The organism is Segetibacter koreensis DSM 18137 (genome assembly GCF_000374045.1).
In the GTDB taxonomy this organism is placed as follows: domain Bacteria; phylum Bacteroidota; class Bacteroidia; order Chitinophagales; family Chitinophagaceae; genus Segetibacter; species Segetibacter koreensis.
This window is the reverse complement of the sequence record NZ_KB893327.1, coordinates 1-25,345: the sequence shown is the minus strand read 5'-3', so window position 1 is coordinate 25,345 and position 25,345 is coordinate 1. Positions and strand designations below refer to the sequence as shown.

At 39.4% G+C, this 25,345-nt stretch carries 22 protein-coding genes; 8 read left to right on the top strand and 14 right to left on the bottom strand.

Annotated features, from left to right (window positions below; genetic code table 11):
- Nucleotides 1–137 precede the first annotated feature (137 nt).
- From B154_RS28510 to B154_RS0113165, 3 genes are all read right to left on the bottom strand, one after another.
- The gene (locus B154_RS28510) at nucleotides 138–2,018 is read right to left on the bottom strand and encodes an arylsulfatase (protein WP_018614726.1); all 1,881 of its coding nucleotides are present in this window, start codon (nucleotides 2,016–2,018) and stop codon (nucleotides 138–140) included.
- Between the two features lie 164 nt (nucleotides 2,019–2,182).
- Entirely contained in the window at nucleotides 2,183–3,643 is a 1,461-nt protein-coding gene (locus B154_RS0113170) for a RagB/SusD family nutrient uptake outer membrane protein (RefSeq protein ID WP_018614725.1), read from the bottom strand.
- Between the two features lie 98 nt (nucleotides 3,644–3,741).
- Nucleotides 3,742–6,855 carry a SusC/RagA family TonB-linked outer membrane protein gene (locus B154_RS0113165; RefSeq protein WP_026260173.1) on the bottom strand — a complete coding sequence of 1,038 codons (3,114 nt, stop codon included), beginning with the start codon at nucleotides 6,853–6,855 and terminating at the stop codon, nucleotides 3,742–3,744.
- 1,566 nt (nucleotides 6,856–8,421) lie between these two features.
- On the opposite strand from B154_RS0113165, the gene B154_RS33080 reads away from it, so the two are divergent.
- The 7 genes from B154_RS33080 to B154_RS33875 all read left to right on the top strand — a co-directional run bounded on the left by B154_RS33080 (nucleotide 8,422) and on the right by B154_RS33875 (nucleotide 16,532).
- Nucleotides 8,422–8,562, top strand: coding sequence for a hypothetical protein (locus B154_RS33080; RefSeq protein ID WP_018614721.1), 141 nt, complete (start codon nucleotides 8,422–8,424; stop codon nucleotides 8,560–8,562).
- Nucleotides 8,563–8,655: 93 nt separating this feature from the next.
- Nucleotides 8,656–9,252, top strand: coding sequence for a TetR/AcrR family transcriptional regulator (locus B154_RS0113145; protein WP_018614720.1), 597 nt, complete (start codon nucleotides 8,656–8,658; stop codon nucleotides 9,250–9,252).
- A gap of 145 nt (nucleotides 9,253–9,397) precedes the next feature.
- Complete coding sequence (locus tag B154_RS0113140; protein WP_018614719.1) at nucleotides 9,398–10,552, top strand: efflux RND transporter periplasmic adaptor subunit; 1,155 nt, start codon at nucleotides 9,398–9,400, stop codon at nucleotides 10,550–10,552.
- Nucleotides 10,553–10,997: 445 nt separating this feature from the next.
- The gene (locus B154_RS0113135; protein WP_018614718.1) at nucleotides 10,998–14,195 is read left to right on the top strand and encodes an efflux RND transporter permease subunit; all 3,198 of its coding nucleotides are present in this window, start codon (nucleotides 10,998–11,000) and stop codon (nucleotides 14,193–14,195) included.
- A 289-nt stretch (nucleotides 14,196–14,484) separates the two neighbouring features.
- Complete coding sequence (locus B154_RS0113130) at nucleotides 14,485–15,897, top strand: efflux transporter outer membrane subunit (protein WP_018614717.1); 1,413 nt, start codon at nucleotides 14,485–14,487, stop codon at nucleotides 15,895–15,897.
- A 68-nt stretch (nucleotides 15,898–15,965) separates the two neighbouring features.
- Nucleotides 15,966–16,136: a hypothetical protein gene (locus B154_RS32365; protein ID WP_018614716.1), complete on the top strand. Its 171-nt coding sequence runs from the start codon at nucleotides 15,966–15,968 to the stop codon at nucleotides 16,134–16,136.
- A gap of 198 nt (nucleotides 16,137–16,334) precedes the next feature.
- Complete coding sequence (locus tag B154_RS33875; RefSeq protein ID WP_157580735.1) at nucleotides 16,335–16,532, top strand: helix-turn-helix domain-containing protein; 198 nt, start codon at nucleotides 16,335–16,337, stop codon at nucleotides 16,530–16,532.
- Nucleotides 16,533–16,679: 147 nt separating this feature from the next.
- On the opposite strand, the gene B154_RS33370 is transcribed toward B154_RS33875, so the two are convergent.
- From B154_RS33370 to B154_RS0113065, 11 genes are all read right to left on the bottom strand, one after another.
- The gene (locus B154_RS33370) at nucleotides 16,680–17,516 is read right to left on the bottom strand and encodes a type IV secretory system conjugative DNA transfer family protein (protein ID WP_245542597.1); all 837 of its coding nucleotides are present in this window, start codon (nucleotides 17,514–17,516) and stop codon (nucleotides 16,680–16,682) included.
- Nucleotides 17,517–17,727: 211 nt separating this feature from the next.
- Complete coding sequence (locus tag B154_RS33365; RefSeq protein WP_245542596.1) at nucleotides 17,728–18,333, bottom strand: YWFCY domain-containing protein; 606 nt, start codon at nucleotides 18,331–18,333, stop codon at nucleotides 17,728–17,730.
- Nucleotides 18,334–18,354: 21 nt separating this feature from the next.
- Nucleotides 18,355–18,960: a hypothetical protein gene (locus B154_RS31840; RefSeq protein WP_051084307.1), complete on the bottom strand. Its 606-nt coding sequence runs from the start codon at nucleotides 18,958–18,960 to the stop codon at nucleotides 18,355–18,357.
- A 215-nt stretch (nucleotides 18,961–19,175) separates the two neighbouring features.
- Nucleotides 19,176–19,640: a relaxase/mobilization nuclease domain-containing protein gene (locus tag B154_RS31835; RefSeq protein ID WP_051084306.1), complete on the bottom strand. Its 465-nt coding sequence runs from the start codon at nucleotides 19,638–19,640 to the stop codon at nucleotides 19,176–19,178.
- A complete protein-coding gene (locus B154_RS0113105) occupies nucleotides 19,625–20,020 on the bottom strand; it encodes a plasmid mobilization protein (RefSeq protein WP_018614713.1) in 396 nt (131 codons plus the stop codon). The genes B154_RS31835 and B154_RS0113105 overlap by 16 nt, the downstream gene beginning before the upstream one ends.
- Nucleotides 20,021–20,590: 570 nt before the next feature.
- Nucleotides 20,591–20,962, bottom strand: coding sequence for a hypothetical protein (locus B154_RS33075; RefSeq protein ID WP_211217493.1), 372 nt, complete (start codon nucleotides 20,960–20,962; stop codon nucleotides 20,591–20,593).
- A gap of 23 nt (nucleotides 20,963–20,985) precedes the next feature.
- The gene (locus B154_RS30125) at nucleotides 20,986–21,255 is read right to left on the bottom strand and encodes a DUF932 domain-containing protein (protein ID WP_026260172.1); all 270 of its coding nucleotides are present in this window, start codon (nucleotides 21,253–21,255) and stop codon (nucleotides 20,986–20,988) included.
- A 69-nt stretch (nucleotides 21,256–21,324) separates the two neighbouring features.
- The gene (locus B154_RS0113090) at nucleotides 21,325–21,705 is read right to left on the bottom strand and encodes a single-stranded DNA-binding protein (RefSeq protein ID WP_018614711.1); all 381 of its coding nucleotides are present in this window, start codon (nucleotides 21,703–21,705) and stop codon (nucleotides 21,325–21,327) included.
- A gap of 1,296 nt (nucleotides 21,706–23,001) precedes the next feature.
- A complete protein-coding gene (locus tag B154_RS0113075; protein ID WP_018614708.1) occupies nucleotides 23,002–23,658 on the bottom strand; it encodes a ClpP family protease in 657 nt (218 codons plus the stop codon).
- A gap of 3 nt (nucleotides 23,659–23,661) precedes the next feature.
- The gene (locus tag B154_RS0113070) at nucleotides 23,662–23,934 is read right to left on the bottom strand and encodes a hypothetical protein (protein WP_018614707.1); all 273 of its coding nucleotides are present in this window, start codon (nucleotides 23,932–23,934) and stop codon (nucleotides 23,662–23,664) included.
- On the bottom strand, nucleotides 23,915–24,478 hold the full coding sequence (locus B154_RS0113065; protein ID WP_018614706.1) for an RNA polymerase sigma factor: 564 nt from the start codon (nucleotides 24,476–24,478) through the stop codon (nucleotides 23,915–23,917). Before B154_RS0113065 ends, B154_RS0113070 begins: the two co-directional genes overlap by 20 nt.
- 330 nt (nucleotides 24,479–24,808) lie before the next feature.
- Here B154_RS0113065 and B154_RS0113060 point away from each other — a divergent pair.
- Nucleotides 24,809–25,345 (top strand): IS110 family transposase (locus B154_RS0113060; protein WP_018614705.1); only part of this gene is annotated, 537 nt, incomplete at its 3' end.

The window sequence follows — 25,345 nt, the reverse complement described above, 5'->3', positions numbered from 1 at the left end:
ATAGGTCAGCTTCAGCCTTATGTTCGGTCTTGCTGCGTGTTGTTCCTGCAGTACAAGAGTGCGACGCAACGGACGATTCATGTTAATCAAATGACTGGTTCATAAAAAATATGTGCGTTTGGCTCTAACTACACTTATCATTTCGCGGCCAACTTCTTACCTGGAGGTGGCGGCGGAGTTGAGTAGTTAGGCGCTTTCTTCGAGTTGATAAATTTCTTCTCGAACACATCCTGCCAATCTATAAAGGGATAGATATGATACCGCTCGGCATCTTTGGCAAACTCGGCTTTTAGCTCGGCTAACTTTTCAGGATATTTTTTTGATAAATCGATACGTTCATTGAAATCTTCGTTCAGGTTATATAGCGTCCATACGTCCTTATCGTAATTTCTCTCAGGTAATGGCTTATTGCCAAAAGAAGCCAAATCAATAACGTTAGGATGGTGTGCTGCGCCAGCTTTCCAACCGTCTTTGTAAAGAGCGCGTGCACCAAAAATGTAATAATACTGGCGTATCCGATGTGACGCAGCCTTTGCATTATCGAAGGAATATGCAAGCGAAACCCCTTGCAATGTATCTTGTTTAATGTTCCTTATTTCTGCGGGTGCTTTGATGCCTGTTATCTCTAACGTAGTTGGAAGAATGTCACTCACATATCCGTATTGTGTACGAATGGCACCTTTATCAGTAATTTTTTTAGGATAAAAAACAATTAATGGATTATGAGTGCCGCCTTCTGAATTCGCATCCTGCTTCCAGTCTTTAAAAGGCGTATTGCATGCCTGCGCCCAGCCTAGAGGATAGTTTGGTTCTGTTTCAGGAGTGCCAATTTTGTCAATAGCTTCTTCATTCTTTTTTATGTACTGCTCCTGTGTTACCCCTTTGTCGTATCGCGGTCCCCAAGCTTTTTCAACCACCCCATTGTCTGAACCTTCTTTGCTTGCGCCATTGTCGCCAATTATTACAAATAGCAGTGTGTTATCGAGCTGGTTGATTTCTTTGAGCGTGTTTACAACCCGGCTTACTTCGTAATCTGTATAAGTCAGGTAAGCAGCATAGACTTCCATAAAACGTGCATACAATTTTTGCTCGGCGGCAGGTAAAGAATCCCAGGCTTTGACCAAAGGATTGCGCTCGGGCAATTTCGCATAAGAAGGTATGATGCCTAACTTCTTTTGATTGTCAAAAACTTTTTGCCTAAAAACATCCCAGCCTTCATCAAACTTTCCTTTATAAATATCTCTCCATTTGTCAGGAACCTGGTGGGGAGCATGTGTAGCTCCGGGAGTATAATAAAGGAAAAATGGTTTATCAGGATTTGCCTTTTTTTGTTTAGTAATGTAGCTAATCGCTTTATCAGTTATCTGCTCGCTCAGGTGACGACCGTCAGGAGTAACAAAGGCATTATCTTCAACCAAAGCAGGACGATATTGGTCTGTTTCGGAAGCTAAGAATCCAAAGAAATGTTCGAAGCCTTTACCAAGAGGCCAGTGGTCAAAGGGCCCGGCATCGGTAGCTTCAGCATCGGGAGTCACTCCGTATTTACCAACAGCAAATGTTGAGTAACCTTGGCTTTTTAATATTTCGGCAACTGTACCATCTTTCTCTGGTATATACCCGTCATAACCTGGAAAGCCGGCAGAAGTTGAGTAGTGCGCAAAACCGCCCATGTGTACATAATGCTGGTTGCGACCAGTAAGCAATGCTGCCCGCGTAGGGGCACAAATGGCAGCAGTATGGAAGTTAGTGTATCGCAGTCCATTGTTTGCAAGACTGTCGAAAGTTGGCGTAGGAATAATGCCACCGAATGTACTGCTGGCGCCAAAGCCAACATCATCAATCATTATCCACACAACGTTTGGCGCACCTGCCGGCGCCTTAACCGGTTCCGGCCACCATTCTTTTGATTCCGCAAATGTTTTTCCAACGGTTCCTTTGAACTCCTGTCCGTTGGTTTGTGCCTTCGCTTGCATTGCTGCAATCAGAAGTGCTGTTGTTAGTATTTGTTTTGTTTTCACTTTTATTTGGTTTTAATTATTGCTATTGGTTTGTCTGATATTGTCCGAACTGGAATGTGTGCGATTTTTGGGATAGGTGGGATATGGATATCTTATCATCAATCTTATCCCATAATTTCCCGGTATCCCAATTATCCCAGTTTAGACAATTATCCCAGTTCAGACTACCATCCCGGATTTTGGCTAAGCAAAGGATTCAAATCAATTTCAGCCTGAGGAATAGGAAACAAAGTATCCTTGACTGCAGCGCCTGTTTTTGCAGGAAACTTTTTAAGTGCATCATAGAGATAAGTACCGCCACGCCTTGACAGGTCGAACCAACGCATTCCTTCCTGGATGAATTCTTTCCTTCTTTCCACAAAAACAGAGTCGCGAAAATCAGCTTGACTAAGTCCTGTGGTAAGGTCAGGAACATGGGCTCTTGCTCGTACCCGGTTTATTGCTGTATACGCTTCGGCTGTTGGGCCACCATTTAATTCATTTAAGACTTCTGCCTGTAGCAACAAAATATCTGCATAACGAATGACGGGAAAGTTTATCCCGCTTTGAGATTGATTGGTAAGCAGTGATAAAGAATAATCGATAAATTTTGCTAGACGAGGTGCACCAAAATCTACGGTTTGACCTGTAGCAGCGTTGTATTGGCTGGTAAAAAATGTAACATCTCTCCTTGTATCATCAGTTGAGTACATCAGGTAAAGGGTGCTGTCTGCAGGTAGGTCACCAGGATATACAGAAGGATTAAAAGAACCGAAATTTCCAGTGCTCAAATTTTGTGTACTGTTCTTTGCACCAAGGGCAGTTTCAAATTGCACGGAAAAAATATGTTCAATTCCATTTTTTGTCGCTTTTTGAAAGGCATCTTTATAGTTTGGAAAAAGGTCATATCCATAGCCTCCGTTAATTACTGTATTTAATTCTGCCAAAGCCTTATCCCACTCTTTGCGGTTAACATATACCTTAGCTAATAAAGCATGGGCTGCCCCGCTTGTTGCTCTTCCTTTATCCCAAGCGCCATAAGTTTTAGGAAGGTTTGTAGCATCAGTAAGGTCAGCAATAATTTGTGCGTATACGCTATCCTTAAGTGATCGTTTCACTTTCAATGCATCAACATCAATGCTTGCCGGGTCGTGTAAAATAAGTGGAGCATCACCCCAAAAACGAACTACGTTAAAATACAATAATGCTCTTATAAACTTTGCTTCTCTAACAAGACGCGAGCGCGAAGTGGTATCGAAAGCAATATTGGGGATATTGTCTATAGCTACGTTTGCGCGGCTAATCCCAAAATAATGCTGTTGCCAGTTTTTCTTTATACGGTCGTTTGCAGGTACATAAGTTGCGGTTCCAAGCGCCCTTACGTCAGGGTTGGTGTTTGATTGACTAAATATTTGGTCATCACTGCCGTTACCGGTAAGCAAATTTAGATTTCTGCCATACATAGGAAAGTCTCCGGCAGGGTCTGAATTTAGCGTGCTATATACCGCGTTGACTGCTGCAATTGCATCAGACTGTGTTTTATAAAATTGAGAATTGGTAATGATTGAATTCGGTTGTTCAACCAGTTTATTGCACGACAAAGATGCCGCCGCTCCTAATGCAAATAATATTGATAACTTTTTCATTGTTTTAAAGTGAGTTGTGTGAGTAGTAAATGGTGAATGGTGAACCGTGAATAATAGCTGTTTTTTACTTTTTAATTTCGACTTTTGACTTTTCACGATTAAAACGTAATGTTCAGACCAGCGAGAAATGTTTTTGTACTTGGATAAGCGCCATAGTCAATTCCTTGTTTAGTATTATCGGTATCGAAGAAGTTGACCTCTGGGTCGTAACCTGTGTATTTGGTTAGGGTTACCAAGTTTTGTGCTGATACATATAGGCGGAGTTGTTTAGCATGAATTTTCTCAATAAGACCTTTTGAAAAGCTATAGCCTAAAGAAATGTTCTTCAACTTTAGGTAAGAACCATCTTCAATATATCGGTCTGTAACCTGTGACACAGGCGCGTTGGTAGCTCTTGGAACCTTGCCGTTAGGATTGCTTAGGCTCCACCTGTCGAGTAAGGTTGAAGACGCATTTAAGGATAAAGTGGGTAATTCAAGTTTTTGTTGTAAAAAGTTGAATATCTTATTACCATAAGAACCCTGGAAGAAAAAGGATAAATCGAAGTTTTTATAGTTTACTGAGTTGGAGAAGCCAAAGGTGAACTTAGGCTGTGCACTTCCAAGGTTGTGCTTATCGGCTGTATTCACCACTCCGTCCCCGTTTGTATCAATATATTTCCTATCTCCCTGCTGCTGTGGCACTCCTGCTAAAACAGGTGTACCTTTTGAAACATCTTCGGCAGTTAACAAGCCATCCGTATTATACCCCCAAAAAGTTCCCACAGGTAGTCCAACCTTTACGATTACTGGCGACACATACCCGGTCGGCGCAATTGGAAAATAATATTCTGTACCTTTTCCAAGGCTCAGAATTTTGTTCCGGTTAGCGGCAAAAACCAAGGTCGATTTCCAGGTAAGGTCACGACTTCTTATATTGTCTGAACTAATGCTGAATTCAATGCCTTTGTTTTCGACACTTCCAACGTTTTGAAGCGAACTTGCATATCCTGAATATAAAGGGAAGGGCACATTCAATAAAAGGTCACTTGTTTTTTTATAGTAAGCATCAAAAGACACGTTTACCCTATTATTAAAAAATCCTACATCTGCGCCCGCATTATATTGTGTTGTTGTTTCCCATTTTAGATTAGGATTGGCGATCTGAACGGGTGCAATGCCAGTAACCAACGTGCTGCTGAAGTAATAATTAGTGGGTGTAAGCGCTGCCCATGAACTATAAGGCGGAACCTCAGAGTTCCCTGTTCTTCCTGCAGATAACCTCACTTTCAAATTACTAAACGTTCCTTTTATATTACTAAAGAAATCCTCCTGGCTTGCATTCCACGATAAACCGATAGAAGGAAAATATCCCCATTTATTGTTAGCACCTAGTCTTGATGAGCCATCAGCACGGGCAGATAAAGTAACGTTATATCTATGCAGGTAAGAATAATTTACCCTTGCTAAAAACGAATTAATAGAAGACTCACGGGCGTCTGATGTAGAAAGCACAGGCGTACTTGCGAAATTCAGGTTATTGAATGTCGTAAGGTCATTAGGAAATTTCTGAGCCGAAGCAACAGCAGTCTCATCTTTTTGATGCTGCGTCGTGTACCCTGCCAAAACATTTACAAAATGTTTGCTTTGAAAAACATGGTCATAGGTTAGCGTGTTTTCGTTAATCCAGGTGGTAACGTTTGCAGTACCGACAGAAGCATAACCTTGTGTAGAATAACCTGTAGAACTACCAGCAGGAGAACCGGCAAAAGAAGGTGAATAGTAATTTTGCTTTGTATTAAGCAAGTCAGCACCACTCGTTACTTTAAGTGTTATATCTTTTATTATTTTGTATTCGAGCGATGCATTTGCTAATACTCTCGTTAAATAACTACGATTTGTAGTTTTTGTAATGTCCTGCAAAAGATTTGTAGGGGTTGCAGTATAAGGGCTTGACGTATTATACGTTCCATCTTCATTGTAAATTTTAGGAACAGGAGATAACTGCAACAGGTTTGAAAATGAAGTGCTTTGAAAATTGATACTGTTATAAGCATTACCAAAAAGCTTGTCTTCTACTGATTGACTGCCAAAAACATTAGTAGCAATTTTAAATCTTTCGGAGATATTTCTTTCATAGTTTATTCTTGCGGAATATCTCTTAAAACCAGTATTTACCACATTTCCACCCTGGTTATAATAATTGCCTGAAATTAAAAATCTTGACTTGTCATCGCCACCGGAGAAGGATAGTTCATGGTTTTGAATGGACGCATCTTTAACAGCGGCACTTTGCCAATCTGAGCCAACACCGAGAGCTGCTATGGCAGAGTCTGAAAAGATGATAGGCTTGTTATCACTAACATTGATATCATTTACAAGAGAAGCCCATTGAGAGGCATTAAGCAGTCCAAGTTTCTTCTTGATTTTCTGCGTTCCGAAATAAGTGCTGTAATTAATTTCAGTACCACTTTTTTTGCCTCTTCTTGTCGTGATTATAACCACTCCATTTGCACCGCGGGAACCATAAATTGCAGTTGCTGATGCATCTTTTAAAATTTCTATCGACTCTATGTCGCTGGGGCTAATAGTTGATAATGCATTCACTCCTACCCCATTGGAAGCACCAGTATTTGCATAGCTATTGTTATTATAAATGATAAAACCGTCTATAACATATAAAGGGTCATTACCGAAACTGATAGAGTTTCCTCCTCTCACCCTTATTGTAGCCGTGCTTCCGGGTTGCGAAGAGCTTTGTGTTACGGCCACCCCGGGAACTGCACCTTGTAATAAATTATCGAAAGAAGCTGCGGGTTGATTTAAAAGATTTTTAGAAACTGTTCCTACAGAACCTGTTATATCACTTTTTCTTTGCGTTCCATAACCAACAATTACCACTTCATCTAGTTGGTTAGTTGTTGCATGTAGCGATACTTCTACGTAATTTTTGTGTGCTATAAATTCGCCTGATTTATAACCAACATAGCTAATTGCAAGTGTATAAGGTAATTTTTGCCCAGTAATGAAATCAAATTCACCATTTTCATCGGTTACCACTTCATGTGTAGTGCCTTTGATATGAACAACTGCTCCAGGCAAGGCTGCCTTCGTTTTATCATCTATAACTTTCCCTGAAAGAGTTGAATTGATAGTAGGTTTAACGGATTGAGCGTAAATAACAACAGGAGATAGTACTATAAGCCATACCCATAGGAGTAAATGCTTTTTCATTATATTTGTTTTAGGTTTAAAAAATAAGATGCCTATACAGTGTTTTACTGTATGCTGGTTCCCACGCCAGGTCTTGTTTTTCCTGGTCAGAACTGCTGCAAACAGTTCTGACCTTTTATGTATGAATTGCTGGAGAATACTTTTTAGCTGCAACTAAAAAGCTCCCCTTTATTTTAGCGATTTTTAAAGTCTTAATTGACACCATACATTAATTGAACTGGGGCGATTAGCTGTTGGGGTTATAAATAGCTGTTTCATTTATAAATTTTAAGAGGAACGTATTTCACTAACTATCCTGTTAATTGTTTAATTAAACGTACCAGTACATTAGCTACCTCCCGGTAAACTTAAGTTTATACAGTTACTGCAAGTAATCAGAAATAAATTAAGAAATAGAAAATGCCGTTGGGGCAAAACGGATTTGAGTGGAAAAGATTAGCAACAACAACCCATAGAGTTGCAGCAAGCGGAGCGTGAAACACGTACGTTCGTGTTGTAACTAAATGACGTTAAAAGACCGTTTGTAGTTAAAATGTTCATGATATTAAAGTTAGAACGTTAACATTGTTTCCTATGGCCAATCCAATCGAATTAGTTAATGATTTCATTACAAATGTAAGTTAAAATATTAGTCCACCAAATTTATAGACTTATATTTAGAATCTTTTTTTTCTCGTAACTAATATATGTCCGTTTGGTTAAAAACAACCTGTAGCCGAGATAAACTAGCGGTTGTAAAAATGTATACAGTAATGAGAAAACAGCTCATTGTTTGAAACGACTGGCTTTTTGCTACACTTATAATTGGCGTTTTACTTCTAGGTAATAACCAAAAAGGGTAAGCCAGGGAAACAACTTTAGAAGCTGCTTGCAGTGGAAAGTTTTGCATGCGGAAGAAAACGGATTGGCAGGGGCAATGGTTTTCTTCAGTGTTGCTAAAGGTGGGACATTAAATAAATCCAATTTAACAACTCATTCATCAGGCAGTGTAATGTTCAAGTCTTCTTCATTATGAGCCCATTTGCGTTACATAAACGCACCAAAAGTCCATACACCTATACTACGGATAAGGAACGTCTTGCCTCTACCCATCGCTTTGTTACCGAATGGACACCTGAACGTTTTTATTGAATGAGCAGAATCCATTAATGATGACGTAAACCTTTACATAGTCAAAATACTTGACCGAAAACAGCAACCCGAACAAGCTTATAAATCGTGCACAGGTATATTAAGCTGTGGACGAAAAGCAAGTAACTACCGCTTGATTCCTGCATGCAAAAGAGCATTGGGCTGATCGCATCTACAACTACAAAACATACAAACTATTTTATAAAAAGGTATGGACCTCTACGATGAAGAAAACAGTGAAGACAACATGCTGATGCCTACCTATGATAACATACGAGGTCAACAATATTATCAATAATCAAACAATAAACAACATGAACACAAACACGCTCGACAAAATGCGAAAGATGAAGTTCTTCGGCATGTTCAGAGCCTTTAAGGCCAGCCTGGAAACTAATCAGATACAAAACTATACCTGATGAACTGATAGCAAACATGGTAGAAGCAGAATGGGATGACAGGCAAAACAGACGAATAGAAAGAGGATTACTTAATGCCCGCTTCCGATATAAAGCTCCTATAGAAGACCTCTACTATCATGCTAATCGCAATATTGAGCAGGAAGGATTATTTTAAATTTTTTTCAAAAAAAATTTGGATATTAATTTTAAACGTTCTTACCTTTACTTAACAGTGTTAAACGATTTATGTGTGTAAAGGAAAAACGCAATGGCAAGTAAAGAAAGAATTCAACGATTAAAAGAAGATACCAAAATGAAAATTTTGGAGGCAGCTTATAAGATCGTGAAAGAAGAAGGATGGCAGGCGTTGAGCATGCGGAAGATTGCCGACGAGATTGAATATACTGCGCCGATTATTTATGAATATTTTTCTAACAAAGAAGCAATATTAGCAGAACTTAATAAGAAAGGATATCTCTATTTAGCAAAGGAAATGGAAGAAGCGAAAAACAAACACGAGCATCCGGCCCAACAGCTGGAGGCGATGTGGATGGCTTATTGGAATTTCGCTTTTAAGAAAAAGGAATTGTACCAGTTGATGTTCGGCGTTCAGATGAACTGTTGTTCAATGCAAAAAACACCTGAAGCTGAGGCGCCAGGAAAATTAATTACGGACGCTATCAGAAAACTAATGCCTGGAAAAGAGCTATCTGAAGACGAAGTATGCAGGAGATATTATACATTTTGGTCTGTAGTACATGGTCTTGTTTCTATCAACCTGGTTAACCGTGGTACGTCAGACGAGATGAATAAACAAGTTCTAAAAGACGCTATTGATGGTATTATAAGGGCTATTACTGCATAACCCTTTTTTTTTTTCGAAAGGTTAACGCCGTTAAATTACTTAGTGCTGTTAATGTTGTACCGCTGTTTTTTGTACGGTTGCTTTTGCCGGTTTGAAAAACCGTTTTTTTTGACCAACTAGCTTAACGCTGTTAAATGATTTAATTATGAAAAGTATTAGTATTCTATTAAGTGCAATCATCCTTATCGTCGGATGTTCACAACCACAACCTGCTACTCCGGTTGCTGAAGCTCCTTCAGCAGAAGTTATTACCGTCGCCACCGCATCTGCTGTGACCGAGCAAGATTATACCGCATCACTACAAGGAAAAGTTGACGTAGAAATTAGGCCGCAGGCAGAAGGATTTCTCGAAAAAGTTTTGGTGGATGAAGGACAGTATGTAATCGCCGGACAACCCCTTTTTAAAATCAATGCGCAAACTTATAATGCGCAATTAAACAATGCATCTGCAAGTCTTCAGGCTGCTGAAGCAGCGATTACAAATGCGCAGTTAGAAATTGATAAGTTGACTCCTTTGGTACAAAACAAAGTGGTTTCTGACTACCAGTTAAAGGTTGCCCAGGCAGCACGCAAAATTGCCGTAGCCAATGCTGTACAGGCAAAAGCAGTTGTTTCTTCCGCAAAAATTAATCTGGGTTATACGCTTGTAAAAGCGCCAGTTAGTGGTTTTATCGGACGGCTTCCTAAAAAACGTGGGAGCCTCGTTTCACCGACTGACCCAGAACCGCTTACCCAGCTTTCTGACGTCCATGAAGTCTATGCCTATTTCTCTCTCGGCGAAAGTGATTTTATTCGTTTTAAATCTCAATACCAGGGAAATACGCTGAACGATAAATTGAAGAAACTACCGCCGGTTTCACTCCTTTTGGCTGACAACACCCTCTACCCTCAAAAGGGAAGAATTGATATGGTTGACGGTAGGTTCGACAAGAACACCGGAGCTATCACCCTTCGTGCTGTGTTCCCCAATGCTCAAAGCCTTTTACGCTCTGGCAATACCGGTAAAATCAGGTTGCAGCAGCAACATACCGATGCCTTATTGATACCGCAAACTGCTACTATTGAGGTGCAGGATAAAGTATTTGTTTACGCTGTCGGCGACAGCAATAAGGTAAGCAAACAGGCCCTCAATATCGTTGGAAAAAGTGGAACCGACTACATCGTAAAAGATGGCGTAAAACCAGGAGACCGAATTGTCTTCAGTGGCCTCGACCACCTGACTGAAGGCCTTATTGTAAAACCGGAAAAAGCAAAAAATACGGCAGAAGTCACGATGGCGGGAAAGCCGGCTAAATCGTAAAAACACCTCAAAAACTTTGATTTGGTAGTGAGCTAAACAACACTGTTCAACATCGTTGTGTCACTCACTTGTACGGTTGCACTTGTATCGTCATTGCGAGGAGGTACGACGAAGCAATCTGATGATTGTATCAGAACCTGCTGTTATTTTAGAGCAGATTGCTTCGTTGTCGTTCCTCCTCCTCGCAATGACGGGTAGGGGAGCTCATTTCCCAATAATCCCATAAATCCCAGTTCAGACAAAAGAGAAGGCGAGAAAAGCAGCCATGAAAAGATACAGTACAAGTGAGTGACACAACCGGAGCTTAATTAGAAAACTTCTGCTGACTTCGAAAAAACAGGTTTACTAGAACGAAAGAAAAGAAATATTCAATAATCTCCATTTCCAAAAAATCCTTCAATCCTATAAAGCCAGGTTCAGACAATTTCAACTTCAATTCATTACTATGTTTAAAAGATTTATAGAAAGGCCTGTATTGGCTACAGTCATTTCGATTTTATTAGTCATATTAGGCGTGCTGGGATTAGTCCGCTTACCCCTGCAGCAGTTTCCTGATATTGCTCCGCCTGCAGTTTTAGTCAGGGCTGTTTACCCGGGCGCAAACGCTGAGACCGTTTTGCGTTCCGTTGCTCCTTCGCTTGAGGAAAGCATCAACGGTGTGGAAGATATGAGTTACATCAGCTCTACCGCCAGCAACGATGGTTCATTGGCTATCACCGTTTTCTTTAAGCAAGGCACTAGTCCTGACCAGGCGGCAGTAAACGTGCAAAACCGTGTAACACAGGCTACTAGCCAATTACCGGCAGAAGTGGTGCAACAAGGTATAACCACTACCAAACAACAAAACAGTTTCATAGAAGCGATTGGTATTTACACAGAGGATTCCAAAAAATATGACCAGACGTTTGTTGCCAACTATGCACAGATTAATATTATTCCAGAGATAAAACGTATTCCCGGCGTAGGCTCTGCAACCATATTTGGTGGAGTGAAAGATTATTCCATGCGTGTTTGGCTTAACACAAGTCAGATGGCGATTTACAAAATTACTCCGGCTGAAGTGATGGCAGCAATACAGGACAAAAACCTTGAAGCAGCTCCCGGCAAATTAGGCGAACATAGCAGTGAGGTGTTTGAATACGTGATTAAATACAAAGGCAAGCTGACGAAACCGGAGGAGTATGAAAACATTGCTATCCGTGCAAATGCAGATGGTTCTGTTTTACACTTAAAAGATGTGGCCCGTGTTGAATTGGGAGCGTATTCATATACGAGTGCAACACATTTAAATGGCAAAGACGGTATTGGTATTGGTGTCATTCAATTAGCGGGTTCAAACGCAAACGAGATTCAGGTAGCTATTGATAAGCTGATGGAAAAAGCATCAAAAGATTTTCCTGCAGGAATTAAGTACGACAATTTTTATCGAACCAAAACTGCCCTTGATGAATCCATCTCCCAGGTTCAGCACACATTGCTTGAGGCCTTTGCCCTGGTATTTATTGTAGTGTTTATCTTCTTACAGGATTTTAGGTCAACACTAATTCCGGCAATAGCAGTTCCTGTTGCGATTTTAGGAACGTTCTTTTTCATGAGCCTTTTTGGTTTTTCCATCAACCTGCTTACCATGTTTGCATTGGTATTGGCAATTGGTATTGTAGTAGATGACGCTATTGTGGTGGTAGAGGCCGTCCATGCCAAAATGGAAACGAAGCATCTTCCTGCAAAAGCAGCTACCACCGAAGCAATGCATGAAATTACAGGTGCTATTATTTCTATCACCTTGGTGATGGCGGCAGTGTTTCTGCCTGTCGGTTTTATGAGTGGTTCAACTGGTATATTTTACAGGCAGTTTGCCTTTACGATGGCAATAGCTATTGTAATATCAGCGGTGAACGCTTTAACGCTAAGTCCGGCTTTGGCTGCCTTGTTTTTGAAAGATAAACATGTAGCTGGCGAAGATGGTGCTATCATCAAAAAGAGAAGCTTCAAACAAAAATTCTTCGATGGTTTTAATAGCAGCTTTAATACCGTTACCAACCGTTATGTAGGCGGAGTAAAATTTCTTATCCGTCACAAATGGATTAGCATGGGTGGACTTGCGCTGGTTACTTTGATTACCGTTTACCTTGTAAACACTACCAAGTCAGGTTTCATTCCAACAGAAGACCAGGGATTTGTTGCTATCTCTGTTTCAACACCGTCAGGAACATCACTTGACGGAACTACAAAAATCCTTAACCAGGCCGAAGAAAAACTAAGGGCTTTGCCATCAGCAAGATTTGTTACAGCGATATCAGGTTTTAACTTATTGACGTCTTCAAACAGTCCTTCAGCAGCGGTAGTTTTTGTACTGTTAAAACCAAATAAAGACAGGGGTGAAGTAAAGGACATCAATGCCATACAAAACATCATACGTGGACAGTTAGCAGCAGTAAATGGCGGGACATTTTTCGTCTTCAGCTTTCCAACTGTACCTGGTTTTAGTAACGTGGAGGCGCTAGACCTTGTACTGCAGGATAAAACCGGTGGCAAGCTCGATAAGTTCAGCGGTGTGGCCAACAACTTCATCGGCAAGCTGATGCAGAAAAAAGAAATCGCCTTTGCTTTTACCACTTTTAAAGCAGATTATCCTCAGTTGCAGTTAGAGGTCAATGATGATAAAGCCAACCAATTGGGCGTAAATGTAAAAGATGTTTTAGCGACCATGCAAGCTTATTTTGGTAGCGCACAAGCATCGGACTTTAACCGTTTTGGTAAATATTACCGTGTGGTTGTTCAGGCCGATGTTGCTGATAGAACGGACCCTGCATCTATTGACCGTGTGTTTGTAAAGAACAAATCCGGTGACATGGTGCCGATAAATACGCTGGTAAAATTAACCCGTGTCTATGGCTCAGAAACAGCGTCACGTTATAACCTTTTCAACTCTATTCAGGTAAATGCCATCCCAAAACCTGGCTACAGTTCGGGCGATGCTATTAAGGCAATTCAGGAGACAGCGAAAGAACAGTTACCATCCGGTTATGCATACGAGTTTTCGGGTCAGACACGGGAGGAAATCTCATCAGGTGGACAGGCAGTTATTGTGTTTATACTTTGCCTGGTGTTTGTTTACTTCCTGTTGGCTGCCCAATACGAAAGTTACCTTTTGCCACTTGCAGTTATCTTTTCTATCCCTACAGGTATTTTCGGTGTGTTTGTGGTCTTAGGTTTAACAGGTATCGAAAACAACATTTATGTACAGGTAGCCTTAATTATGCTAATAGGCTTGCTCGCTAAAAACGCCATCCTGATTATTGAATTTGCTGTTCAAAGACGCAAAGCAGGTCTTGGACTGGTACAATCGGCGATAGAAGCAGCAAAGTTGAGGTTACGTCCTATCATCATGACTTCGCTGGCTTTCGTTTTCGGACTATTCCCGATGAGTATAGCAACTGGTCCATCAGCGCAGGGTAACCATTCTATAAGCATTGGTGCTGCCGGCGGAATGGTAACAGGTGTAATCTTAGGTCTCTTTATCATCCCGGTTCTCTTTATCATTTTTCAATCGTTACAAGAAAAAATAACCGGAAGGCCAAAGGTGATTATCAGGCCACATCATATAGAACCATTGCATCAGCAAAACGCCGTTTTGGCTTAATGTGAGATGTAAGAAACATGAATAAAAAAAGCAGTTATGGTATCGAAGCCAACGCTGCCATAAAAAGAAACCGTACAAGTGAGTGACACAACGGGAGGTGAAAAATGAACAAATGTTGGCTACCAAAAATTCCTCAATGAGCTGAACGAAACCGAAGAAAAAAGGGAAGGAATTATGGTACCAGCTTCAGGTTTTCATAGCATCATCGTTGCGTCGCACAGTTGTACTGTAACAAAATAATCATCAGCTCAAAAGCCGCTTTAGGAGTTTGGGGCTAAAACAAAACAAAATGACCAGAATTAAAAATAGTGCAGCTTTTATCCTGATACTTGTAGTGTTGGCTGCATGTAATGTTTCAAAAAATGTTGAAAAGCCCGCAGCACAATTGCCGGCAAACTTTAGAAACGCAGCTACAGAAGATAAGACAAGCATTGCAGACATACAATGGAAACGTTTCTTCACAGATGCTTTATTGCAAAAGCTGATTGACAAGGCCATTGCTAAAAATTACGACATGCAATTGGCTGTAAAAAATATTGAAGCTGCCCAGTTGTTATTGAAACAAACCAAATGGGCATATTTGCCTGATGCAAGGCTTCATGTGACAGCAAATTCTAACCGTCCTTCAGATAATAGTTTAAACGGTTTAAGTGCTAAATCTTTTTTAGGCACCACTCATGTCGAAGATTATTCTGCTAACATAAACTTATCGTGGGAAGCAGATATCTGGGGCAAAATAAAAAACCAGAAAGCAAGTGCATTAGCCGGGTATCTTCAAACCGAAGAAGCTAAAAAAGCAATACAAACCAACATTGTAGCAAGTGTATCACAAGGCTTTTATAGCTTATTGATGCTTGATGCGCAACTGGCAATTGCAAAGAAAAACATTGGTTTAAATGACAGTACATTAAGAATTATAAAATTACAATACAATGCCGGACAAGTAACTGCTTTAGCCATTCAGCAAGCCGAAGCACAACAACAAACGGCAGCATCGCTCGTACCACAGCTCGAACAAAACATTGCCATACAGGAAAATGCTTTAAGCATTTTAGCAGGCGAATTACCTGGCAGAATACAAAGAAATGTTTTGCTAGCTCAGGTAAATATTGCCGATAGTTTGAGCTCCGGTGTTCCTTCAGAAATGGTTAGCCGTAGACCTGATGTGAAGAGTAATGAACTCGCTTTAAACATAGCAAATGCCCAGGTTGGTATTGCAAAGGCTAATATGTATCCATCATTAATTATTACAGCAGGCGGCGGTCTTAATTCATTCAGGGCAAGTAACTGGTTCAACATTCCTGCCTCGTTGTTTGGTGTTGTTGCAGGTGGTGTAGTTCAACCGCTATTTCAGAAAAAGCAGCTTACAACTGCATACGAATTAGCAAAAGTTAACAGGGAGAAAACGGTTATAGAGTTCAGGCAATCAGTACTGAATGCAGTTGGTGAAGTATCAGATGCATTGGTAAGAATCGAAAAACTGCAAACTGAAAAAAGCATCGCAACAAGCCGTGTAAACACGTTGCAAAAGGCGATATCAAACGCCAACATGTTATTTCAAACCGGTATGGCAAACTACCTCGAAGTAATTACAGCGCAAAGCAATGTATTGCAAAGCGAGCTGGAGTTAGCTGCAATAACGCGTGAACAATTAAGTGCAAAGGTAGAGCTATACCGGTCGTTGGGCGGAGGATGGAAGTGAGAAGTAAATGCGATTAAGGAAAATTATTAGACAAATCAAGTATTCATCGATACAAATAGAAGCTCGTTATGAAACAATTATCACAAATTATAGCATTAAATCTATTAGGGTTTAATGGGCTACAAATAATATTAGCACTAGGCACCGCCATTCTGCTGCTGCAGGTTTTAGTAAAAAGTTTTTTAGATGGAAGCCGGTGGAAAGCAAGAAAGGAGAACCGAGAAATTGAAAGCCTGTGAGTTTCACCACTCTACAGGAAAAAGCTGGCTGTGTGGCTTGGAGTCGGAGGTGCGGCGCGGTCCTTTGTAAATTATGAAAATTCAGACTTTGGTTGACAGTTTTTAGTTTTTACCTTGTTAATCAAAGTTTGTTATATGAATACAAAAGGAATTGCAGACATTCGTTATAAGTTAAAAGTCCTTAATTATTGAAAAGAGATAGGAAATGTTTCAAAAGCTTGCAGGTATTTCGGTGTTTCCAGAGAGACGTATTACAAATGGAAACGGGATTATGAACGAGAAGGGGAAAGAGCTCTTATTAATAGTAAGCCTTGTCCCGAGAATCCGAAAATCAGGGTGTCAAAACATGTAGAAGAATTAATTATACATCTGAGGACAAATTATTACCTCGGTTAGCTTAGAATTTCCTGGTATTTGAAACGCTATCATGCTATTAAAATTTCTCCTGGAGGAGCTGCTAATCCAACCATGACTTCCATATTTTGCATGGCTTAGTAGTCAACAATCCCAACGGTAAAAAGAGTATTATTAAAATTTCCTGACCTATAAATTTTCCTCGTCTTGCCTCTCCTTCTTTAATTGGCTTACTCCCTTCGATATAATTTTTGTGACGTCCAGCTTAATCTGAAAATAATTATCCATCACCTGTTGTTCACTCACGTTGGAAACCACCGGCAAGTCCTTGTACTTTCTTGCCTCTTCATCAAGCTTTGTTGGGTCATTTATAATCTCTGCATGAAACATTTTTAGTCTTATTTTTTTATCCGGATCATCTGCTACCATTCCTACAAATTCACCGGAGGATAGTGAAGCAATCTTCGAAGCAGGAATGGCAAAGTCAAGTTGCGTAGAACGGCTAACCGAAGTATCTATTCGATTGATTGAAACCCCTTCCCTCTCCTGCAGAATTTTGCCAAACCTTTCGGAAAGTTGCTTTGCCGTTTCACCCATCACCTGCCCACTGATAATGTTTCCGGTCACATTCATAATTAAATCCGCCTGATCTTTACCGTACTCTTTCTTGAGTTGACTAAAATCCTGCATGGCTAGAGTAGTTGCTACCTTGTTACTTCTTGCATTTGCAATTAGCGAATCAATATGATTGAAGAATATAGTCGGAAATTCATCAAAAACAAGACTCCATTTTAACCTGCCTTTCTTATTAACCTGGCGGGTGAGACGAGTGACGTATAGGGATAGTACCGCTCCATAAATCAGTTGCTTCTCCGGATTGTTAGCCATACAAACAATTTTGGGATGTTTGGGATCATTTATGTCAAGAGTAAAATCACTTCCCGACAACACCCAGTACAACTGAGGTGAGGCAAGTCTTGCCATTCCAATTTTTGTCGTACCTATCTGCCCTTCAAGTTGTTCCATCACATCGTTTTGGTATGCGGTAATAAATGGATTAATCAACACTTCCAATTCAGGGCTCAGTATTTACAAGAGCGTTATAGGCAATCTTTGTCAGGTCATCAAATTTGAAATCATAAATAAACATGGCGAATCCCTTTTCTATATGCTGTTTGATTACATGTTGAATTGCAAACCATGACTTACCTGAACCAGGGCACCCGATTACTAACAATCAAAGGGATTGATAATATTTATCCAACTTTTCCTCTGCTTTTTTTTGGAAGACGAATCTTGCCGGAAGGTTAATTGAATAGTCGTTTCTCAGGTATCTCTCCTCCTGTGGAAATGTTTCATTTGCATAATTAAAAATGTCCCTGGATAAACGAACACTAAGAAGCCGACTTAACATGGTACCATTTGAGAGGACCATTACAAACCCTGTGGCCGTAGTAACAATGTACGCAAAAGCAATTGTTTGATTTGAAAGGCTGATTTTAAAAATGAAGCAGCTAAAAAAATATAGCAGCAGACCTGCACACAAACGAATAATAATAGGTTGAAAAACTAATTTCTCATCCTTTCTTCCTGTCGCTCCAATTAATGAAATAAACAAAAATCCGAGAGCAATGATTTTTGAAATATGAAAATTATTAAACAGTCCCGCTGTTTTTATGTTTAATAACAATCTGTCCGTTAGAATTGTTGTCCACTGCCTTTCTGCGAACGCTTGATAGCAGTAATAATAAAAATGTAGTAACAAGATAACGATGCTGATCATTCTTGTCATTTCAATTACATTTCGAAGCCCCCGTTCATTCTCACCTGTATTTGCTGACATCGCGATTAATTTTTTTAACGTTTATAATCTTAAATTCCTATTCTTCTTATGTCTCTTCTTTTGCAGCAGCTGGAAAGGCACGAACATTTTGTCCTCTTTCGGAGTTATGAGTTTCTCCAGCAATGTCTCATTATGCAAATCTTTTTCTTTGGATTTTTGCTCATTCTGCACGACATTTAAACTGTTTCTGCTACTGCTATTGAAATTCATGCTGTCTGATAATTTTTGCCCGGCAATATTTTTATTACTTCCTCCTCCATTATTTGCCATGCGACTTTGCAAAGACGCCGCACTATACGTCTTACCTAGATCACTTCCATTGAAAACACATCTGCTCCTGTTGTCCACAAATGTTATCCCATATATAAGTCCCTCCTTATTTTGACGCAACACTGTATACACCTGCTTCTTTTGAAGTTCATCCATAAAATCTTTAAAGTGTTGAGGATTCCCTTTTAAAACCGCCTCAACAATATCTTTTGTTTGTCGTTTGAGTACCTCCCGCATCATTTCATTTGCTGTGAATTTTTTTTCAACGGTATTAAGGGTCGGCTTGCTACTTAATGAACTAGCCTTTATTGGAACGCCTATTTTATTGCCATTTTCATCAAGTATCCGATAAACCAAACCACGATTTTTGTGGATCCTCCCTCCTTCTGCGCCCGGTCTGCGGTTACATTGAATTGTTTCAACGCAGCATTTAGTTCAGGAAGCGACGTGAATTTGTATTGATTTACAACCGTATTGACAACATTAGATATGCTGTGCTTCGTTTCAGATTTTCCATATAGCGCTTTCGATACATCAACAGCTTTTATTTGCGCAAAATCTTGTTTTTGGTTTTAAGCTTTCATCAGATTGTAGCAGCTTTCAATTTCTTTACGTGCTTTCTCAGATCGGTCTCTTCCAATATTGTGGGTGCTGATGCGTCTGCCGTCATCCTGAATGGTAGTGCTGACAATGTGAATATGAGGGTGACCAGCGTCAAGGTGTTGATAAACCAGGTAAGGCTGCTTGGCAAAACCGATGCTCCTCATATAATCAGCAGCTATTGTAGCAAGCACCTCTTTACTCAACTTTTCACGTGGATCGAAATTTAATGATACATGAATAGTCTTTGTTATTGCCCGGTCATTTAGCATATTTAGGTTCTCAAAACCGGCCAATTTCTGATAAAAACTCATAGATTTTGGCTCTTGTAAATAGTTTGCAGCCAGAAGGCATTCCGCCTGTCCTTTTTGAACCTTACTCTCGTTGTAGTTCAATGCATCTTTTATGCGGTGTGGTGTTGTTATTTTTGCAACCATTGTTCATAGAGTTGATTCATTCGCAATTTGATTTCGTCAACCTTCTTTACCATAACATGAAACAAAGCCCTGTTGTCTAGTATCCATCCCCGGAACTCCGGTATCTTGTCGAGCAAGTGTAATTTTTTTACCACCTGGTTAAAATTGTTTCCTATTGCATGTAGCTCTTTTTTAAGTTCTAACATGTCTTTTAGAAAATCGTCCGCTGATTGGTTACGATATTTAATTATTACCGGTTTTTGCAAAGCCACTTTTCTTAAATAATTGCTCAGGTACTTTTCGGTACTTTGTTTCTGAAGTTTTTCCAAACGTTCCAATTCAGAATGATTCATCCTCATAACCACCATTTTCTTTTTCACCTCATTCTCCGGCTTCTTCATAATGTGAACTATGTTGTTAACAATTATTTTTCTGTCCTATAGTGACCCCGTACGAGCTCCGAGTGAAGGGGCAAGATTTCAAACGTATAACGTTTGTACATCTTGCCATGTGCCCATGTGCGGTACAAGGCACATTAATGCCTTGCCGAGATTTCCGCAACCTTTTTATCGATAAGTAAATGAATTGAAGAAAGGCGTGAGTTGGAATAGCTATTAAAAAGAGTACATTTTAATCTAAAAAACCTTCTAATAAAATCAAATTTTTGAACCACTCACTATTTGTGTTTTTGCTTTTCATACCCCTCATTTTCATCTTCATACAGCAAAAAATCCCGGTCTGTATAAAGGTAGAATTCATGAGATTTACGAACAATACGTGGCAAAATTTTAGCCAGTCAAATGCTCTTACTAATGATGACTAACCACTTCGAGTAAATGTTTTTAAATCACCCCTTCCGTCCCCTCGAGGGGAGACGGTTTTTTTAGGATATTAGTCCTTCTAAATGATTTGGAAAATGGAAGGAAGCTTACAGGAGTACGCTTTTGAATCAGACAGTCATACTTCCGACATTAGCGCTTCTTTTCCAATCTCCAGCCATCGTCATATAAAGTAAAATAGGCTTTATGGACGGGACGCGCCTTGAAATTTATGGGTGTCAAAACCGAAAAGGGGGTGACATTTTTGTATTCGGTTGTAAGTTCTGCGGTAACACTTCTTTCGTCTATTCCCGGTTTAATCCCTGTTATTTCAACTAAATCCTCATCAGCCAACTTTACCTTTTGTATATCAGCCGTTTTATCATCCTCGGACGTAGGCAAAAAATAGGGTCTTGCTTTACTTGTGAACCGTATTATAATAAAAATCCGTTCTCCTTTTCCCAAAGCTCCGCCGGTTTCATACATAATACCTTCTCCACCCCACAATAGCATCAAAGAAGGCAAAAGCGTCTGTATTTTGTACTATTTCATGGTCTTTGCCTACCACACCCTAATACCTGCTCGGTATCTGTTCTTACTGTGACGAAGTAATTCCGTACTTCTATTTCAGGAATAATAATATCTATATCTAGATTGCCATTATTGTTTTCGTTATCATAAGTAAACAACTTTCTTTTTTCAACGGTATAATCCGGATATTCTTCAACTATTTGTCCCAATCCATGCCATGACTTCTCTTTTACGGAAAAGAAACTGTGTTTGCCTGTTTGCTCATTGAAATTGATGTTATCTACCATAGTTAATTACCCAGCTTTAATTTATATCCCACAGGCGATACAACTGCGGTTTGTTTTGAATTGATTAATTTAAAATGGTAGGTCTTCTAATGGTTCAGTGATGGTGGCAGCGTTTAATGCACATTCTGTTGTTTTATTAGTTTTTGCAGTGCTATGCAATTTGATACTGTTTACATGGCAGTTTAAAGAGGCTTTAGGCTCCCCATTAATGCCCATGTAAGTATTAACATAAATGCGTCCTGTTGCTTCAACCAATGTGCCTTTTGTAATTCGCTCCGCTAACTTTGCATTCATCCAATAGGAGCAATTGATATAGTTTGCGCTGTTTTTTCCTTCGCCGTTTCTTGGCTTGTAATAATCGTTAATAGCCAAAGTGAAATTGATTACCTGTTTGTCATCTTTTAGTTGATTAACAGCTGCATCTTTTGTAGTTCTTCCTACGAGTACCATAGCTGTAAATTTTGCCCCAACTCCTGAAGGGGAGTTGAAGTGGTTATAAATAAATATTAATTACTGATTGAATTAGGGGAAAGTGAAATAGTTTTTCATTGCCTGCTCGAACTCCGTTTCCCAGATAAGAACCAAGAGATAAGAAAGGCGTGTCGTGTGTTTCATACTGCTTTTATGTTTAATCTGTTGGTAAAAAAATGCTCTGCAAAAGAAAAAACGGAAAAAAAGAAAGCAGTAGAAGAGCGGCTAAAAGAGCCAAAAAGGAAACGGAATAAATGAGGGGTTTTGTGAGGAGGGATCTGTGTTTATGCCGTAGGCTTTTTGGCACCTTGATAAGTCAACCACAATAACAGCCGCTAACTTCGATTTCGCTTTTGCCCGTTGATTTACAAAACAGACTTATGTATTCTGCTACTTAACCTTACTTTTTCTTCGTGTTGGACTTTGAAGGTTGCAATACCCCTAAGAATAATAAATACAATTGCAACGCGAAAAGTGGAACACGTTCAATCTTCATAACCGGCAGTTGTTCATGTCCTCTTTAATAACCATCAAACACATGAAGGACTGCCAATTCTTATAGAAATAAATTACTCTTAATAACGATGTGGTGTTTAAATAATACCTACTTTAGTACATCCATAGAAATTGCTTATTAACCCTCTGGTACAATAGGCCTTAGTAGCAGTATTAAGGCTTTCTTTGTGTCCATCCTTTTTATAGTGTCTGATAGCCAAAAATGGCGGCTAATAAAAAATTACCTTTAATATAAATGGGATTAAAGCCGCAACTATTGCTGCTACTAGTAACACAAGTCGGTAATAGTTTAAAGCGTAAGGATTAACCTTTTTCAAATTGTCAACATCAAAATCTTTGTCGATGTCTCTTTGTATTAAAGAGATAAATGCCTGTTTTGGTATAAGAAAAAAAACTACAATGCAGAGCGCATAAATAATAACAAATAAGATAGGCAGGTTAACCATGCAATTTTGTTTAAAGAACAAAGATAAAAAGACCGAAAAGAACAGAAGAAAAAATTAAAAAAGCGTTCGTTGATTAGATTACTTTAAAAACGATAACTAAAACAAAGGCCTCCACAACTAACAAGGCCCGCCATGTCGAGAATTCATTATCGCCTCTTATTTTTTAGGGATCACATTTGTGTTCTTTCCATGAAGTAGCTTCGACAACCAATTTTTCTCAATTAGCGGAACTATATATCTGTTGGGTCAGGAACAAAACTAGACTAGTAGAACATTAGTTTTATTATTAAAATAATCATGCCAACAAAGTATGTCAAATTTCTAATTGTTGACGAGTATTTATAATTAATTCAGAATAATCAAGATGAACCACATCACTTGAATCTCCTAAAATTTCATCCACTAATCCGTACGATTTTGCTTCTTCCGCATTAAGATAGCGATCCCGTAAGAAATAGTCTTCTAGCTCTTTCCATGAATGTCCGGTGCCCCTGCCCATCAAATGAAATAGCTGGGTTTGCAATCGTTCCTGTTCACGGGTTGCAATACGCACATCTTCTGTATATCCTTGTGTTCCGCCGCCTGTGGGGTGCATGTGAATAGTAGCATGTGGCAATGCATAACGATATCCTTTTTCACCCATGCACAGTAAAGCCGTGCCCATGCTGGCAGTAAAACCGATCGCATAGGTATAAACAGGTGCCTCAATCATTTGCATGGTGTCATGAATGGCAAGACCTGCATACACATGACCACCAGGGCTATTAATATAAAGATGAATTGGCTGTTTCTTATCCACACTATTCAAGTAAAGTAATTGAGCAACAATCACATTGGCCATTTGGGCTTCAATCTGAGTGCCTAAGAAAACAATTCGTTCTTTTAACAGCAGACTATAAATATCATAAGCACGCTCTCCCCGTCCGCCATTGTCATCAATGACCATCGGAATGATACTGGAATTAATCATAATTTAATTGTCTTTAAAAAGCTGTTGTATTCGTTTCTGAAATATCACATGCTCCGGATTTTGAAAGAGTTTGTGATGTATTTTTCCAATCTCTACCTTCATATTCTTGCGTCCGTAAAGTTTGATGAGAGAACGAATTTGTTTTAGTAACCCAACATTTAATTTAAAATGGGGTTCGAGGACAAGTCGTGCTTCAAATAGTATTTTTTCTTCTTTTGAAAGCTCATTATTCAGATACCGCTCGATATGACGAGTATCATTCCATGAAATCTTCATAGTTTAATGATTTTTGTTCTACAATAACTTTTATTTTCTCAATACACTTGTATTTCTGTACCGATGCAGAGTGAGGGTTTGAAAATCCATGTACCTGCGATACTTCGTTCATAGATAGTTTGTCGTAATAAATAGAGCGAAGCAGTTCTATGCATTTCTTTCCTGCAACTTCCAGTAAATGAAGTAACCGGTTTGTTTTCGTTATTTCTATTTCAGAGTAATCTTCAGGAAGTCTAATTTCTTTTTCCCAAAGGTCAAGTGATAATAATCTATAATGGGATTTGAACTTTTTAATCCACAAATGTTTGGCAATCCCTACGATATAGGCTTCATCTGAAAGTTTTACATCTAACTCTCCATTTACAGTTTTTTCATAAAAAATTATTAATGCATCCTGAAAAATGTCTTTCGCATCATGAAACGAACCTCCTTGTATACTTACTATATCAGCGACCATAGGAAATACTTCCTTGTATAAGTGTTCAAAGTTTTTCTCACGCTGCTGCGGGTCTTTGAGATCGAATGCGATTTCCGCAATGGTCATAAGCTTTGCATTTATAGGTATGTGGCTTTTATTTCAGAAATATCACCATGAAATGCCAAATTTATTTTTCAGGCTACACCCTTGTTTGTCATGAAGTGCTTGTTAGGGTTGCAAACGGTTTACGTATTGGCGATGGTGGGACATATGAAAAACACTAGCCCAACATATGTACAAATGCCCATAGAATTACAAATGTTGAGTTTATAACTGTCCGCCCCACAATTGCAAAGACTCCATGTAACCTTTAAAGAACTGTTGAGGCAGTTAAAAAAGTAGTCATTTTAAAAACGCTACACTAACTTTTAATTTCATTATAAAAACCTCAACAGTATGAATAAAATTAAAACAAATTTCCAAGGTCAGACCATTTTTGTCGGCATGGATATTCATAAAGCCAGCTGGAACCTGGGCATTTATTTAAATGACATGTTTATCAAAAATATTCATCAAAAACCAAATCCTTCTGTTATGGCTGCTTTCCTCAACCAACACTTTCCTGGAGCAAAGTATAAAGCTGCTTATGAAGCTGGCAAGTTCGGATTTTGGATACAACGCCAGTTGACCCAGTTAGGCATTGAGTGTTTGGTAGTTAATCCTGCTGATATTCCTAAGTCTCAGAAAGACACGCTGCAGAAAACAGATCCTCGTGACGCTCGTAACATAGCTCTGCGTCTGCAATCAGGAGTGCTACATAGTATTCGCATTCCGGATGAACAACAGGAAGCTGACCGTGTATTTTTCAGGCATCGTAAAAGAATATGGAAAGATCTCACCCGCTGCAAAAACAGGATCAAAGGTATGCTTGCTTTTAGCGGCATAGACATTCCTGAGCAATATGATAATGCTAATTGGTGCCATAATTTTATT